Annotated in this window: 10 protein-coding genes; 4 read left to right on the top strand and 6 right to left on the bottom strand. The window is 71.4% G+C overall.

From position 1 onward, the window contains the following. Positions 1 to 2: 2 nt before the first annotated feature. Entirely contained in the window at positions 3 to 260 is a 258-nt protein-coding gene (locus tag AB0412_RS20525; RefSeq protein WP_030869322.1) for a hypothetical protein, read from the bottom strand. Positions 261 to 334: 74 nt separating this feature from the next. Then, entirely contained in the window at positions 335 to 1,228 is an 894-nt protein-coding gene (locus AB0412_RS20520; RefSeq protein WP_366404013.1) for a DUF4429 domain-containing protein, read from the bottom strand. A gap of 152 nt (positions 1,229 to 1,380) precedes the next feature. Here AB0412_RS20520 and AB0412_RS20515 point away from each other — a divergent pair, with 152 nt between their 5' ends. The 4 genes from AB0412_RS20515 (at position 1,381) to AB0412_RS20500 (ending at position 9,090) form a co-directional block, all read left to right on the top strand. Next, the gene (locus tag AB0412_RS20515; protein ID WP_366404012.1) at positions 1,381 to 2,937 is read left to right on the top strand and encodes a beta-N-acetylhexosaminidase; all 1,557 of its coding nucleotides are present in this window, start codon (positions 1,381 to 1,383) and stop codon (positions 2,935 to 2,937) included. Between the two features lie 117 nt (positions 2,938 to 3,054). Then, positions 3,055 to 4,038, top strand: coding sequence for a hypothetical protein (locus AB0412_RS20510; RefSeq protein WP_366404011.1), 984 nt, complete (start codon positions 3,055 to 3,057; stop codon positions 4,036 to 4,038). 79 nt (positions 4,039 to 4,117) lie between these two features. Further along, on the top strand, positions 4,118 to 5,971 hold the full coding sequence (locus tag AB0412_RS20505) for an HSP90 family protein (RefSeq protein WP_366404010.1): 1,854 nt from the start codon (positions 4,118 to 4,120) through the stop codon (positions 5,969 to 5,971). A 2-nt stretch (positions 5,972 to 5,973) separates the two neighbouring features. Further along, positions 5,974 to 9,090, top strand: a complete 3,117-nt coding sequence (locus AB0412_RS20500) for a tetratricopeptide repeat protein (RefSeq protein WP_366404009.1) — start codon at positions 5,974 to 5,976, stop codon at positions 9,088 to 9,090. A 76-nt stretch (positions 9,091 to 9,166) separates the two neighbouring features. On the opposite strand, the gene AB0412_RS20495 is transcribed toward AB0412_RS20500, so the two are convergent. The 4 genes from AB0412_RS20495 to desA are packed head-to-tail and all read right to left on the bottom strand — an operon-like array spanning position 9,167 to position 14,169. After that, positions 9,167 to 10,939, bottom strand: coding sequence for an IucA/IucC family siderophore biosynthesis protein (locus AB0412_RS20495; protein ID WP_366404008.1), 1,773 nt, complete (start codon positions 10,937 to 10,939; stop codon positions 9,167 to 9,169). Beyond that, positions 10,936 to 11,469: a GNAT family N-acetyltransferase gene (locus tag AB0412_RS20490; RefSeq protein ID WP_366404007.1), complete on the bottom strand. Its 534-nt coding sequence runs from the start codon at positions 11,467 to 11,469 to the stop codon at positions 10,936 to 10,938. Before AB0412_RS20490 ends, AB0412_RS20495 begins: the two co-directional genes overlap by 4 nt. Continuing rightward, a complete protein-coding gene (locus AB0412_RS20485; protein ID WP_366404006.1) occupies positions 11,466 to 12,743 on the bottom strand; it encodes a lysine N(6)-hydroxylase/L-ornithine N(5)-oxygenase family protein in 1,278 nt (425 codons plus the stop codon). Before AB0412_RS20485 ends, AB0412_RS20490 begins: the two co-directional genes overlap by 4 nt. Continuing rightward, a complete protein-coding gene (gene desA, locus AB0412_RS20480) occupies positions 12,727 to 14,169 on the bottom strand; it encodes a lysine decarboxylase DesA (RefSeq protein WP_366404005.1) in 1,443 nt (480 codons plus the stop codon). The genes AB0412_RS20485 and desA overlap by 17 nt, the downstream gene beginning before the upstream one ends. Between the last annotated feature and the right edge of the window lie 115 nt (positions 14,170 to 14,284).

Below are 14,284 nucleotides of genomic sequence, written 5' to 3'. Positions count from 1 at the left end.
TCCTAGCCGTAGACGATGCGCCGCAGCTGCCGGAGCGAGAGCTCCGGCGGGGCCACCGCGCGGTATCTGAGGTCCGCCTCGATCCGTTCGAAGATCGTCGCGTTCACCAGGCCCTGGGCCTGGAGTTCGCGGTGGCGGCGACGGACGTATTCCTCGGTCGTCTCGTCGAAGTAGGCGAGCACGTCCTGGATCACCCGCAGCGCCTCGCCCCGGCTGAGGGGCGTGGACCGCGTCAGATGATCTACAAGTTCGTCGTGCACCCGATGATCCTGAGGTACCGGAGACTCTTACGCAAGAATTCTGCCCGATTCCGGGCAGGCGTGTAGCGGTCCTGCTACATGCGCTTCAGGATCGCCTGCTTGGCCAGGGAGAACTCCTCGTCGGTCAGGACCCCGGAGCGGTGCAGCTCGCCCAGCTCGCGCAGGCGGCGCAGCAGGGCGTCGTGATCGTCCTCGGCGGGAGCGGGGGCGGCGGGGGCCGGTGCCGCGAGGGCGGCCGGCTCCTCGGGGCGCGGTCCGTCCGCGGCGGCGGCCGGGTGCGGCAGGCGGGCCTGGACGGCGGCGGCGACGAGCGCCATCAAGGGGTCCTTCTTGAAGCCCCACAGCTCCACGGCGTTCGGGTCGTACTTGGCGGGGGCCTTGGTGGGCGCGTTCCGTAGGTGGAAGCGCAGATGGCCGTTGTCCAGTCCGGCCGCCGGCTGCCACTCCACGCCGGTGATGTCGCCCAGCGCGAGGGTGCGGGCGCCCGCGGCGGCCTTGGCGTCCTCCGTCTTCCAGTTCCACTCCAGGCGCACGCGCTCCCCGTCGAAGCTCACCGTGCCGTCCCCGGCGGACACGGACAGCGGCACGGAGGGGCCCGGCAGCAGATAGGCGTCGACCGGGTCGGCCGGCACCTCGTCGAGGAGCAGGGCGTTGCGCACCTCGTCCACGAAGTACTCCGCGACGCCGTAGCGGTCGGGCTCCACCACGAGCTGGTACGGGTCGTGCGGCTCGGTCAGCCGGCCGCCGGCCGCGTGCAGCAGCGGATCGGCGCCGTCCCGCAGCCGCAGCCTGAGCCGCCCGGACTTCTTGCCGTGCTCGAACGATATCCCCGCCAACGCGCCCAGCGGGACGACCAGTTCGCCCAGGGTCCTGCGCAGCAGACCGACGCTCTTGTCCCGTCCGGGAGTCAGCCGGAGCGCATCGCCGTCGAAGGCCCAAGTGCCGTCCCTCTGGATGATTTCCGCCATGGGGTGGATTGTTCCATCCCTCTCGCGAGAGAGTGGTCCAGACCTCTTGGAGCGCAACTGCGCACGGAAGGGACACGCTTGTGAGAGACCGCTGTGTCAGACGGCACCACAGAACGTTTCGCCTTCTCGGTTCCCTGCTGCTCGTCACGGCCGTGGGCGCCTCCCTCACCGGGGCCGCCCCCGCCCGCGAGCCCCGCGACCCCGCCCTCGTCCCGCTCGACCGCGTGATCCCGGCACCCGCCTCGGTGCAGCCGGGCGGCTCCCCGTACCGCATCACGCGCGGCACCCAGATCCGCGTCGACGGCACGCACGAGGCGCGCAAGATCGGCGAGTACCTCGCGGACATCCTGCGGCCCTCCACCGGCTACCGGCTGCCCGTCACCGAACACGGCCGCGGGGGAATCCGGCTGCATCTGGGCAAGGGTCCCTTCGGTGACGAGGGGTACCGCCTGCACAGTGGCCGCTCCGGTGTCACCATCACAGCCGCCGAGCCCGCCGGCCTCTTCCACGGCGTGCAGACCCTGCGTCAGCTGCTGCCGCCCGCCGTCGAGAAGGACACCGTGCAGCCCGGACCCTGGCTGGTCGCCGGCGGCACCATCGAGGACAGCCCGCGCTACGGCTGGCGCGGTGCCATGCTGGACGTCTCCCGGCACTTCTTCTCCGTCGGCGAGGTCAAGCGCTACATCGACCAGCTCGCCCTCTACAAGATCAACAAGCTGCATCTGCACCTCAGCGACGACCAGGGCTGGCGCATCGCCATCGACTCCTGGCCGCGCCTGGCGACCTACGGCGGCTCCACCGAGGTCGGCGGCGGCCCCGGCGGGTACTACACCAAGGCCGACTACAAGGAGATCGTCCGGTACGCCGCCTCCCGCCACCTGGAGGTCGTCCCCGAGATCGACATGCCGGGCCACACCAACGCCGCCCTCGCCTCCTACGCCGATCTGAACTGCGACGGCGTGGCACCGCCGCTGTACACCGGCACCGAGGTCGGCTTCAGCTCGCTGTGCGTCGGCAAGGAGATCACGTACGACTTCGTCGAGGACGTGGTGCGCGAACTGGCCGCGCTCACGCCGGGCCGCTACCTCCACATCGGCGGCGACGAGGCGCACTCCACCCCGCACGAGGACTACGTGAAGTTCATGGACCGGGTGCAGCCGATCGTCGCGAAGTACGGCAAGACCGTCATCGGCTGGCACCAGCTCACCGGAGCCACCCCCGCCAAGGGCGCCCTCGCCCAGTACTGGGGCCTGGACGGCACCAGCAGCGCGGAGAAGGAGCAGGTGGCGGCCGCCGCCCGGGCCGGCACCGGGCTGATCCTGTCGCCCGCCGACCGCGCCTACCTCGACATGAAGTACGACAAGGACACCCCGCTCGGCCTGTCCTGGGCGGGCTATGTGGAGGTGCAGCGCTCCTACGACTGGGACCCGGCCGCCTATCTGCCGGGCGTGCCCGCCTCCGCGATCCGGGGTGTCGAGGCACCGCTGTGGACGGAAACCCTGGAGAACTCCGCCCACGTGGAGTACATGGCCTTCCCGCGGCTCCCCGGTGTCGCCGAACTCGGCTGGTCCCCGGCCGCCACGCACGACTGGGCGGACTACCGGGTGCGGCTGGCGTCCCAGGCGCCCCGCTGGGAGGCCCTGGGGATCGGGTACCACCGGTCGCCGCAGGTGCCCTGGCCGGCCACCGGCGACCGAACCGCGCACTGAACCGGCGCTGACCTGCCAGGAGCCGTGAAGTCCGGGTGGAAACCCTGTGGAAGCGATGTCGGCGGGCGCCCTTATGCTGCACCGCAACGATCACGCGGAACCAGGGGAGGGCGCGGCATGTTCGGCAGGTTGTTCGGCAGGGGCGGGGAGAGACCGGATGCGAATCCGCACGCTTTCCCCGCCCCGCGCCGCGGCAGGAACGGCGTGTACGAACTGATCGCGCTCGGGGACATGCGGGTGCTCACGCTGGTGGAGGCGGCCGAGGCGGGCGACTGGGACGCGGTCAAGTCCGCCCTCGCCCCCTTCGACCTCGGCCGCGACCATGCCGTCCTCGGTGAGCTGGCCGACGTCGACGGGGTGCAGGACTGGATCGGCCGGGCCGTCGAGGAGGACAAGGAGCACCGGGCGACCGCCCTGCTGATATCCGGGGCCCGGCACATCGTCTGGGGCTGGGAGGCACGCACCGCCGCGCGTGCCGTGGACGTCACCCAGGAGCAGTGGCGGGTCTTCCACGAGCGGCTCCACATCGCCGAGGACCAGCTGCTCGAGGCCGCCGAGCTGCGGCCGGACTGGATCACCCCGTGGCGCCAGCTTCTCACCTCCGCCCGCGGCATGTCGCTCGGCTCCTCCGTGGCGGAGACCCGGCGCGACGCCGCCCTGCGCCGCGACCCGCTGGACCTGGAGACCCACGTGGAGTGGCTGTCGCAGCTTCAGCCCCGCTGGGGCGGTGAGCCGGGGCAGGCCCTGGAGTTCGCCCGCAAGGCGTTCGCCGCCGCGCCCGACGGCCACCGGCTCGGCTGCGTCATCGCCATGGCGTACGTCGAGCAGTGGGTGGAGTCGGACGACAACGACTGCCTGCAGCAACCCAGGATCCGGACCGAGCTGAGGGAGGCGGCGGAGCGCAGCATCCTGCACCACGCGTACGAGCGCCGCCTGGGCTGGCAGGGCGACTACAACATGTTCGCCATGGCCCTGTCGCTGGCCGGCAGCAGCACGGCCTCGAACGTCTTCCGCGAGCTGGACGGCGCGTTCACCGAGTGGCCGTGGACGTTCATGGCGGACCCGCAGAAGGCGTACGCGCGCTTCCGCAAGGCCTTCTGAGCCTCCGTTTCGCCGTTTCGCCGTCTCTCCGTTTCTCCGTCCTCAGTCGCCTCCTCACCCCTTCACCCCCGGACCGCCGATGACTCCGCCCGAGAACACCGCCGCCGACCGCACCTTCCAGGTGGACCTGCGCGGCCTCGTCGACCTGCTCTCCCACCACCTCTACTCCAGCCCCCGCGTCTATCTGCGCGAACTGATGCAGAACGCGGTGGACGCGCTGACCGCCCGGCACGCACTCGAACCGGCCGCCCCCGCGGGCGCGTTCGGCATCCGCCTGTACGCCGACGGCTCGGTGGTGCGCGTCGAGGACGACGGCGTCGGTCTCACCGAGGCCGATGTGCACACCTTCCTCGCCACGATCGGCCGCAGCAGCAAGCGCGCCGAGAAGATCGCCGAGCAGCGCGCCGACTTCATCGGCCAGTTCGGCATCGGCCTGCTCTCCTGCTTCCTGGTCGCGGACGAGATCCACGTCGTCAGCCGCTCCGCCCGCACCCCCGACGCGCCCGCCGTGGAATGGCGGGGCCGCGGCGACGGCAGCTACACGGTCCGCACCCTGCCCGCCTCCGCCCGCCCCCAGCCCGGCACCACCGTCACGTTGACGCCCCGGGCCGACGCGGCCGAGTGGACCCGTCCCGCACAGGTGCACGCGCTGGCACGGCACTTCGGCTCGCTGCTGCGCCATCCGGTGACCTTCGACGACGGAACCGGCGGGCCGGGCGGCGCGGGCGGCCCGGGCGCGCCCGTCAACCCCGAGCCCGCGCCCTGGGCGCGCACCCACCCCACGCCGGGTGCCCGCGCCCGCGCGCTCGCCGCGTACGGCGAGGAGGTCTTCGGGTTCACCCCGCTGGACACCATCGAGCTCGACCTGCCGGCCGTCGGCCTCAAGGGCATCGCCTGCGTGCTGCCCGAGGCCGTACCGGCCGGACGCCGGCACGGGCACCGCGTGCACGTCAAGGGCATGCTGCTGTCCGAGCAGGCCGAGGAGATCCTGCCCGACTGGGCGTTCTTCGTCCGCTGCGTCGTCGACGCCGAGAGCCTGCGCCCGACGGCCTCCCGTGAGTCCCTGTACGAGGACGACACCCTCGCCGCCGTCCGCGACGCCCTCGCCGAGAAGCTGCGCGCCTGGATCGCCCGGGCCGCCGCCAGCGACCCCGAGCTGCTCGGCCGCTTCCTCCAGGCGCATCACCTGGCCGTGAAGTCGCTCGCCGTGCACGACGACGAGATCCTGCGGATGCTGCTGCCCTGGCTGCCGTTCGAGACCACCGACGGGCACTGCACCCTGGACGAGTTCGCGCGCACCCACCGCACCGTGCTGGTCACCTCCAGCGTGGAGGAGTTCCGGCAGATCGCCGCGATCGCCTCGGCCGCCGGGCTGGGCGTCGTCAACGGCGGCTACACCTACGACCGCGACCTGGTCCACCGGCTGCCCGAGATCCGGCCCGAGGTGAGCGTCGCCGACCTCGACCCGGCGACCCTCACCGCGCACCTCGACCCGGTCGACCGGGAGACGGAACTGGCCGCCGCGGCCTACCTCACCCAGGCCCGGGACGCCCTCGCCGTCTTCGACTGCGACGTCGCGCTGCGCACCTTCCAGCCCGCCTCCGCCCCCGCGCTGCTCATGGACAGCCGCGAGGCCCGGCACGAGCGCACCCGCTCGCAGCTCGCCCGCGAGCAGGAGGGCGGACTGTGGGGCGACATCCTCGGCGCGCTGCGCCAGGAGGCCCCACGCGCCCAGCTGATCCTCAACCAGCTCAACCCGCTGGTCCGCACCGCCCTCACCATCGACGAACCCGAGCTGGCCCGCACCAGCGCCGAGGCCCTCTACGGGCAGGCCGCGATGCTGTCCCGCCGTCCGCTCAGGCCCGCCGAGTCGAGCCTGATCAACCGCTCCTTCCTCGACCTTCTCGCCCACGCCCTGCGCAAGGACAGCTGACGATGCCGACCGCACCCCAGACCACCGACGAGCTGTACCAGGCGCTGCGGGAGAACGACCAGCGCCCCTACGGCCGCACCCGCACCGTCACCGCCGAGGAACTCGTCGACGCCGCCGAGCAGTTCGCCGAGCCCGTCCCGCTCATCCACGCGCTCCTGGAACTCCAGGAGGCGTACACCTACGGCTCCGAACCCCGGAAGTCGCCGGTCGTCTTCGCCCGTCTGCTCACCCTGTTCGACGAGCAGCCCGACCTCTTCGACGCGCAGCTGCGGCACATGCTGTTCTGGCGGTTCAAGTGGGTCGCGGGCGCGCTGCGCCAGCTGCCCGAGATACCGCTGACGAGCCTGCGCCAGTGGCTGACCGAGATGCGCGACCGCTACGAGAAGGCCGGCCTCGGCCTCCAGCCCTACTACGGGCAGGCGTACCAGCTGGCCGCCCACGTCGGTGAGGACACCACCCTCGCCTACGAGCTGTGGGCGGGCCGCACCCGCACCCGGCTCAGCGACTGCGAGGCCTGCGAGATCTGCGACCGCGCCCGGTACCACCTGGCCGCGGGCGACGACGAGCGGGCGCTGGCCACCTGGGAGCCCGTCCTCGCGGGCAAGGAGTCCTGCCAGGAGGAGCCGGCCCGCTCCATCTCGTACGCGCTGCTGCCGCTGCTGCGCACCGGCCGCACGGACGAGGCGCGTGCCCTGCACCTCGCCGGCTACCGCGGCTGCCGCCGCAACCCCTCGATGTCCGGGGAGGTCGGCCGGCACCTGGAGTTCTGCGCGCTCACCGGCAACGAGGCGCGCGGCCTGGAGCTGCTCGCCGAGAACCGGAACCTGTTCGCCGAGGTCGACTCGCCGTCGGAGCAGCTCGACTTCCTCACCGGCGTGGAGGTACTCCTCCAGCGCGTCGAACTCCTCGGCCACGGCGACCTGCCCGCCGCCGGATACCCGGGCCGCACCTGGACGGTGACCGGCCTGCGCACCGAGGTGCGGGGCCGCGCCGACGACCTCGCCGCCCGCTTCGACGCCCGCAACGGAACGACCGCCCACACCGACCGCCGCAGGGCCCGCCTCGACCGGGCCCCGCTCCTGGACGCGCTGGAACTGACCCTGCGCAGCCGCACCCTGGACGACGTGACCCCGGCCGCCGTCGCACCGGCCGCTCCGGCTGCGCCCGCCGTCCCCGAGTCGACGGCGGAACTCATCTCCCGGGCGAGGGAGCTGGACGAGCAGGGCCACCCGGATGCCCGCGCCTGCTGGGCCCGCCTGCGCGCCCTCGTCACCGACCCCGGCTACACCCACCCCGACGACCCGGCCGTGGGCCCGCTGGAGCGGCTGCGCGCGGACCTGCTGGCCGAGGAGGGCAACCGGGCGGGCGACAAGGACGACTTCGCCGTCGCCGCCGCCCTCCTGGAGGAGGCCGCGGACCTGTACGCCGAGGCGGGCGAGCCGGGCCAGTCAGCCATCACCCGCGCCTGCGCCCTCCTCGCAGCCGCCGAGCTCCCTCCGGAGGGGAACGGGGCCGGCGCGCAGCCTGCCGGGGCTCCGATCGAGGATGGGCTCGGGGCGGAGCCCGGCACGTCGGCCGGGATCGCCGCCGACAACGCGGCCGGGGCCGAGCGGCCCGAGGGCGCGGTCGGAGTGCAGACCGCGGGGAGTGCCTCCGAGGCCGTCGCCGGGGCGAAAGCCCTCGGGATGTCCGCCGAGGACGTGGGTGAGGTGAAGGCCCGCGCGTTGGCCGAAGCGCATGCTGCGATCGTGCGGCTGCACGAGGGGACCGGCGGGCTCACCCCGAGCCAGGAGGCCCGGCTGCTGAGGCTGCGGGCTACCGCGCTCGCCCTGCGGTTCCAGACCTCGCGCAGCGCGGAGCACGCCGCGCCGGTCCACGCCGAGACCGACCTGCTGGAGGAGTTCGCCACCCGGCACGACGTCGGCACGCAGATCTCCGGCGCCCGGCTGCTGCGGGCCACCACGTACGCCATGTCCGGCGACCTGCCCGCCGCCGTCACCGAGATCGACGGTCTCGTCGGCCGGCTGAAGGAGCACGGCCCCGCCTGGCACCTGCCCCGCACGCTCGGACTGCGCGGCAAGATCCAGCTCGGCCTGCAGGACGCAGAGGCCGCGTACGCGGACCTGTCCGAGGCGCTGCGCCTGAGCGCCGAGTGGCCCTCCGAAGGGCTCGGCACCGCCCACGTCCACGGTGATCTGGCCGAGGCCTGCCTGCACCTGGGCCGCCCCGACGAGGCCCTGCGGCACCTGACCCGCTCCGCGGAGCTGGAGCTGCGCCGCGGCAGCCGTTTCGACGCGTTCTGCACGTACAGCAACGCGGCCCGCCTCACCCTCGACCTGGGCCGTGTCGAGGACTGCATCGCCCTGCTCGACTCGCTGCTGGCCGAACCGGACGCCGCCGCGGGCGAGCTGGACGACCGGCTGCTCGCCCAGCTGCGTCTGACCCGCGCCCGCGCACTGCACGCGGGCGAGGACCTCAAGGCCGCCACCGCGGAGTTCGTCGCCCTCGCGGCCGAGTCGGCCGGCTGGGAGGACGACCCGGGCAGCCACGCCATGATCGCGGCCGAGACGGCCGTCCTCCTCGCGGAATCGGGTGAGTTCGGCCGCGCTCGTGAGGCCGCGGACCAGGCGCTCGCCGCCCACGCCCGTGACCCGCGCTTCGAGCAGCTCAGCAACTGCCTGCGCGAACTCGCCCGCCTCCAGGCCCAGCGGCAGGGACCCGACGGCCTGCCCCGCGCCCTCCGCTTCCTCGAGGACGCCGGCCGGGTCGCCGACGAGGCCCGCGCCGCCGGGTACCAGGCCCACGGCCGTTCCCTGGACACCGCCCTGGCCTACGAGTACGGCAGGGTCAACGCCTACGCCCGCGCCTACGAGGACGCGATCGCGGCGCTGGACAAGGCCCTCGCCCTGCTCGGCGATCCGGGGCAGGACCCGGACCACGCCGGTGAGTGGGCCGAGTGCGTCCGTCTCGCGGCGGCCGTGGAGGGCCTCTACCTGGAGCGCACCGCGCCCGCCCTCGCCCGCCTCGACGCGGCGATCGCCCGCCTGACCCCGCTCGGCCACGGCGAGGACGTCGAACCGCTGGCGGCGCTGGCGGCGCAGCTGCGCGACGAGGAGTGACGGCTGCCGGACAACGGCTGACGGGCACCCCGGAGGACCGTACTCCGGGGTGCCCGCCTGTCTGTGGGGCCGTGCGTCAGAACCCGGCGATCGGGTTCCTCAGCGTGCCGACGAGCTGGAGCGCGCCGGACGGGTCCGCGAGGTCGACCATCTGCTTGTTGTTGCGCAGCTGGAGCCGGTTGAGGCAGGACAGCGCGAACTCGGGGGCGAACATGTCGTACTGCTGGAACTTCCCGGCGAGTTCCGGCACCGACTCCTGGTACTCGCGGGTGACCTCGGCGACCGTGCGCCAGAAGGCGTCCTCGTCGAGGATGCCCTCGGTGGCGAGGTTCGCGGCCAGGAAGCGGAAGAAGCAGTCGAAGACGTCCGTGAAGATCGACAGCAGCTTCTTGTCCTCCGGGACCTCCACGGCGATCCGGGACACCTCCGGCGGCAGCACCGCGTCCGGGTCCATCACCGCGATCTCCTCGGCGATGTCCTTGTAGACCGCCCGCTGCACCACCCCGTCCTTCAGCACCAGGATGACGTTCTCGCCGTGCGGCATGAACACCAGGTCGTAGGCGTAGAAGCTGTGCAGCAGCGGGGTGTAGTAGGCCCGCAGGTAGTGGCGCAGCCATTCGGTGGGTGTGAGGCCCGACCGCTCGATGAGCGCTCCCGCGAAGGACGCACCCTCGTGGTCCACATGGACGAGCGAGGCCATGGTCGCCAGCTGCTCGCCCTCCCGCAGGGACGGCACCGGGCTCTCCCGCCACAGCGCGGCCAGCATCTTGCGGTACGGCGAGTAGCGGTCCGTGGCCTGCTCGTACTCCAGGTGCCGGTAGCCGACCGCGGCCCGCTCCCGGATGATCGTCAGGCCCGTGCCCCTGAGCACCGGGTCACCGTCGATCAGCTGCGCCAGCCAGTCGTTGATCGCCGGGGTGGCCTCCATGTAGGCGGCCGAGAGTCCGCGCATGAAGCCCATGTTGAGGACGGACAGGGCGGTTTTGACGTAGTGCTTCTCGGGGTGCGTGGTGTTGAAGAAGGTCCTGATGGACTGCTGGGCCAGGTATTCGTCGTCGCCCTCGCCGAGGCAGACCAGGTGCTTCCTGGCCACCTCGGCGGCGAAGGTGACGGTGAGCTTGTTCCACCACTGCCACGGGTGGACCGGGATGAACAGGTAGTCCGCCGGGTCGAGCCCCTGCCCGCGCAGCACGCCGTGGAAGCGCTCGACGGTCTCCTCGCCCAGCTCGTCCCGCACGAACGACTCGTACTCGATGCCGACGCCGGCCGTGAACGCGGCCCGCGAGCGGTGCGCCGCCAGCCACACCAGGCGGACGGGGCTGGCCGTCTCGGGCGCGTACGACAGGTACTCGTGGATGCCGAACCCGAGCCGCCCGTTGTTCGCGACGAAGCACGGGTGGCCCTCGGTCATACCGGTCTCGATCGCCTGGAAGTCGCTACGGGCGAGCTCGGAGGCCGGGATCTGCGGTTTGGTGAGCTTGTAGCAGGTGCCGGAGAGGGTGGAGGAGATCTCCTCCAGGTACACCGGCAGCACCTCGTCGCTCAGGCCCAGCGACTTCTGCAGCTCGGTGAAGAAGTCGAGGGCGGCGAGGGGCAGTTCGGCTCCGTCGCGGTGCCGGGTGATGGAGCCGGCCTCGACCTGCCAGTGGTCGAGGGCCCGTCGTACGGCGGTGAAGCGGTACTGGGTCAGCCCGTCGTCGCTGCGGACGACATAGCTCCTCTCGCCCGTCTCCTCCGGGGTGATCAGCCGCTCGTGCGCGAACTCGGCGAGCGCCTTGCGGATCAGCAGGCGGTTGGCCTGCTCCCAGCGCTCGGGGGTCAGATGGGCGACGGCGTCGGCGAGGCTCATGCGGCCACCCCCGTCGCCGCGAGGAACTGTTCCCGGGTGCAGAAGCTCAGCAACGCCCTTTTCTCCGGCTTCTGTATCTCCCGCTCGGGCACGAACCCGACGGCCTCGTTCAGGGCGTGCACGGCCTTGTTGTCCACGTCGGGCTCGACGACGACGCGCCGGGTCGCCGGGTCCTCGAAGAGGTACGCCATCACGGCGGTGATGACCGACCGCGTGAACCCGTGCACCGGCCTGTCCGTCGGCGGCGTGAGGAAGTGCATGCCGACGTCCCCGGGCTGCGGCTCGTAGAGCCCGACCAGCTCGCGATGGGCGGGGTCGTACTTCTCCATCAGGAAGACGGGCGCGCCGCGCTCGTCGAGGCCGAGATACGCGTGGTGGTGCTCGTCGGCGGCGATCTTCATGTACTCGCGCTCGACGTCCTCCAGTTTCGCGTCCTGCATCATCCAGAACGCGGCCTTCGGGTGGGTGACCCAGGAGTGCAGCAGCACTGCGTCCTTCAGCGGGTCGAGGGGGCGGAACGTGAAGGTCATACGGAGAACTCCTGGAACGCGATGGTCTTCTCGACCGGGTAGTACTCGGTGCCGAGCAGCTCACGGATGATGTACGAGTTCCGGTAAGCGCCCATGCCCAGGTCGGGGCTGGTGATGCTGTGGGTGTGGACTCCCGCGTTCTGCAGGAAGATCCCGCGGCCGGTGACGTCGACGGCGTAGTTGCGGGCGACGTCGAAGTTGCCCTGGGAGTCGTAACGCAGCCGGTCGCGCACGGGCTTCAGGAAGTCCGGCTCGACGTACTTGTAGCCGGTGGCGAGGATCAGGCCCTCGGAGTCCAGCTCGAAGTCCTTGCCCTGCTCCTCCTGGTGGAAGGAGAGCGTGTACGTGCCGTTCTCGTAGCGGGCGCCGGTGAGGGCGGAGTTGGTGAGGAGCCGGGTGGGCACGGGACCGCCGAGGTTCTTCTGGTACAGCAGGTCGAAGATCTCGTTGATCAGATCGCCGTCGATGCCCTTGAACAGGCCCTTCTGCTGGGCGGTGAGGCGGTAGCGGGTCTGCTCCGGAAGCGCGTGGTAGTAGTCGATGTACTCCGGGCTCGTCATCTCCAGCGTGAGCTTGGTGTACTCCAGCGGGAAGAAGCGCGGGGAGCGGGTCACCCAGTTCAGCCGGTAGCCGTGGACGTCGATCTCGCTGAGCAGGTCGTAGTAGATCTCGGCGGCGGACTGGCCGCTGCCGACCAGCGTGATCGACTTCTTCTTCTGCAGCTCCGCCTTGTGCTGCACATAGCGGGAGTTGTGGATGAAGTCGCCGCCCAGGCCCGCGCAGGCGTCCGGGATGTGCGGGGGAGTGCCGGTGCCGAGGACGAGGTGACGGGCGCGGAAGGTCTCACCGGTCGCTGTCTCCACCACGTAGACGTCGCCGTCGTATCTCACCTCGGTGACGGGCGTGCTGAAGCGGACGTTGCTGAGCTTGTTCGCGGCCCAGCGGCAGTAGTCGTCGTACTCGACGCGCAGCGGGTAGAAGTTCTCGCGGATGTAGAACGAGTACAGCCGGCCCTTCTCCTTCAGATAGTTGAGGAAGGAGTACGGGGACGTCGGGTCGGCGAGGGTGACCAGGTCCGACATGAACGGCGTCTGGAGGTGCGCGCCGTCGAGGAACATCCCGGCGTGCCACTCGAAGTCCGGCTTGGACTCGAGGAAGACGCCGGTGAGTTCGTCGATGGGCTCGGTGAGGCAGGCCAGGCCGAGGTTGAAGGGCCCGAGCCCGATCCCCACGAAGTCGTAGGTCTTCGTCGTGGTGTCAGGAAGCGCGGTCAAGGGACTCTCCCAGGTACTGCTCGGCGTGGCCGGCGATCAGATCGAGGACGGCGGCGATGTCGGCCGTCGTGGTCTCGGGGTTGAGCAGGGTGAACTTCAGGTAGTGGCGCCCGGCGACCTTGGTGCCCGCGACCACCGCGTCACCGGAGGCGAACAGGGCCTTGCGGGCGTAGAGGTTGGCCCGGTCGATCTCGGCGGGGTCGGTGACGGTCGCCGGAATGTAGCGGAAGACGAGGGTGGACAGGCTCGGTTCGACGACGACGTCGAAGCGCGGGTCGGCGGCCAGCAGCTTCCAGCCCTCGGCGGCCAGGTCGCACACCTCGTCGAAGAGCCGCCCGATGCCGTCGGCGCCCATGACGCGCAGCGTCATCCACAGCTTGAGCGCGTCGAAGCGGCGGGTGGTCTGCAGCGACTTGTCGACCTGGTTGGGGATGCGCTCCTGCACCATGCGGCGCGGGTTGAGGTACTCCGCGTGGTAGGTGGCGTGCCGCAGCGTGGCGGCGTCCCGCACCAGGACGGCGGAGGAACTCACCGGCTGGAAGAAGGACTTGTGGTAGTCGACGGTGACCGAGTCGGCGCGCTCGATGCCGTCGATGCGGTCCCGGTACTTCAGCGAGGCGAGCAGACCGCAGCCGTAGGCGGCGTCGACGTGCATCCAGGCGCCGTACTGCTCGCACAGCTCGGCGATCTCCGGCAGCGGGTCGATGGAGCCGAAGTCGGTGGTGCCGGCGGTGGCGACGACCGCCATGGGGACGAGCCCGTCCGCCTTGCAGCGCTCCAGCTCGCGAGCGAGGGCGACGGTCTGGAGGCGCTTGTCGTGGTCCACGGGTATGGGCACGACGGCGTCCTGCCCCAGCCCCAGCAGCTTCGCGGACTTCTTCACGCTGAAGTGGCTGACCTCGGAGGCGAAGATGCGCAATGTGGCGAGCGAGTCGGTCTTGGCCTCCTCCCGGGCGAGCAGCAGCGCCTGGAGGTTGGACTGAGTGCCCCCTGAGGTGAACACTCCGTCGGCCGCCGGCCCGAGTCCTATGCGGGCCGCCGTCCAGTCGATGAGCTTGCGCTCGATGAGGGTGCCGCCGGCCGACTGGTCCCAGGTGTCCAGGGAGGAGTTGACGGCGGAGAGCACGGCCTCGCCGAGCACGGCCGGGATGACGACCGGGCAGTTGAGGTGGGCGAGATAGCGGGGGTGGTGGAAGTAGATCGCGTCCCGGAGGTAGACCTCCTCCAGTTCGTCCAGCGCGGCGGTGGTGTCGCCAAGCGGCTGGTCGAGGTCGATCGTGTCGATGCGCGGGGAGAGCGCGTCGACGGTGACTCCGGTGAACGGCCGGTCGGTGGTGGCGAGTTTGGCGGCCACCCGCTCGACTCCTTCGGTCACGGAGCGGCGGTACTGCTCCGCGGTGGTGTCATTGAGCAGGTGCGAGCGCATGTGGGGGTCCTCCGGTGGGGACAGTCCGGTGCGGGAGGGAGCGGTGTTGTCGCGCGGGGCGCGTGATGCGTACGCGACTTAGGTTAGCCTAACCTAAGTCGCGCTGCCTTATTCC

It is taken from the genome of Streptomyces sp. NPDC052012 (assembly GCF_040689265.1).
Classification (GTDB): domain Bacteria; phylum Actinomycetota; class Actinomycetes; order Streptomycetales; family Streptomycetaceae; genus Streptomyces.
This window is presented reverse-complemented; position numbering and strand designations above follow the sequence as displayed.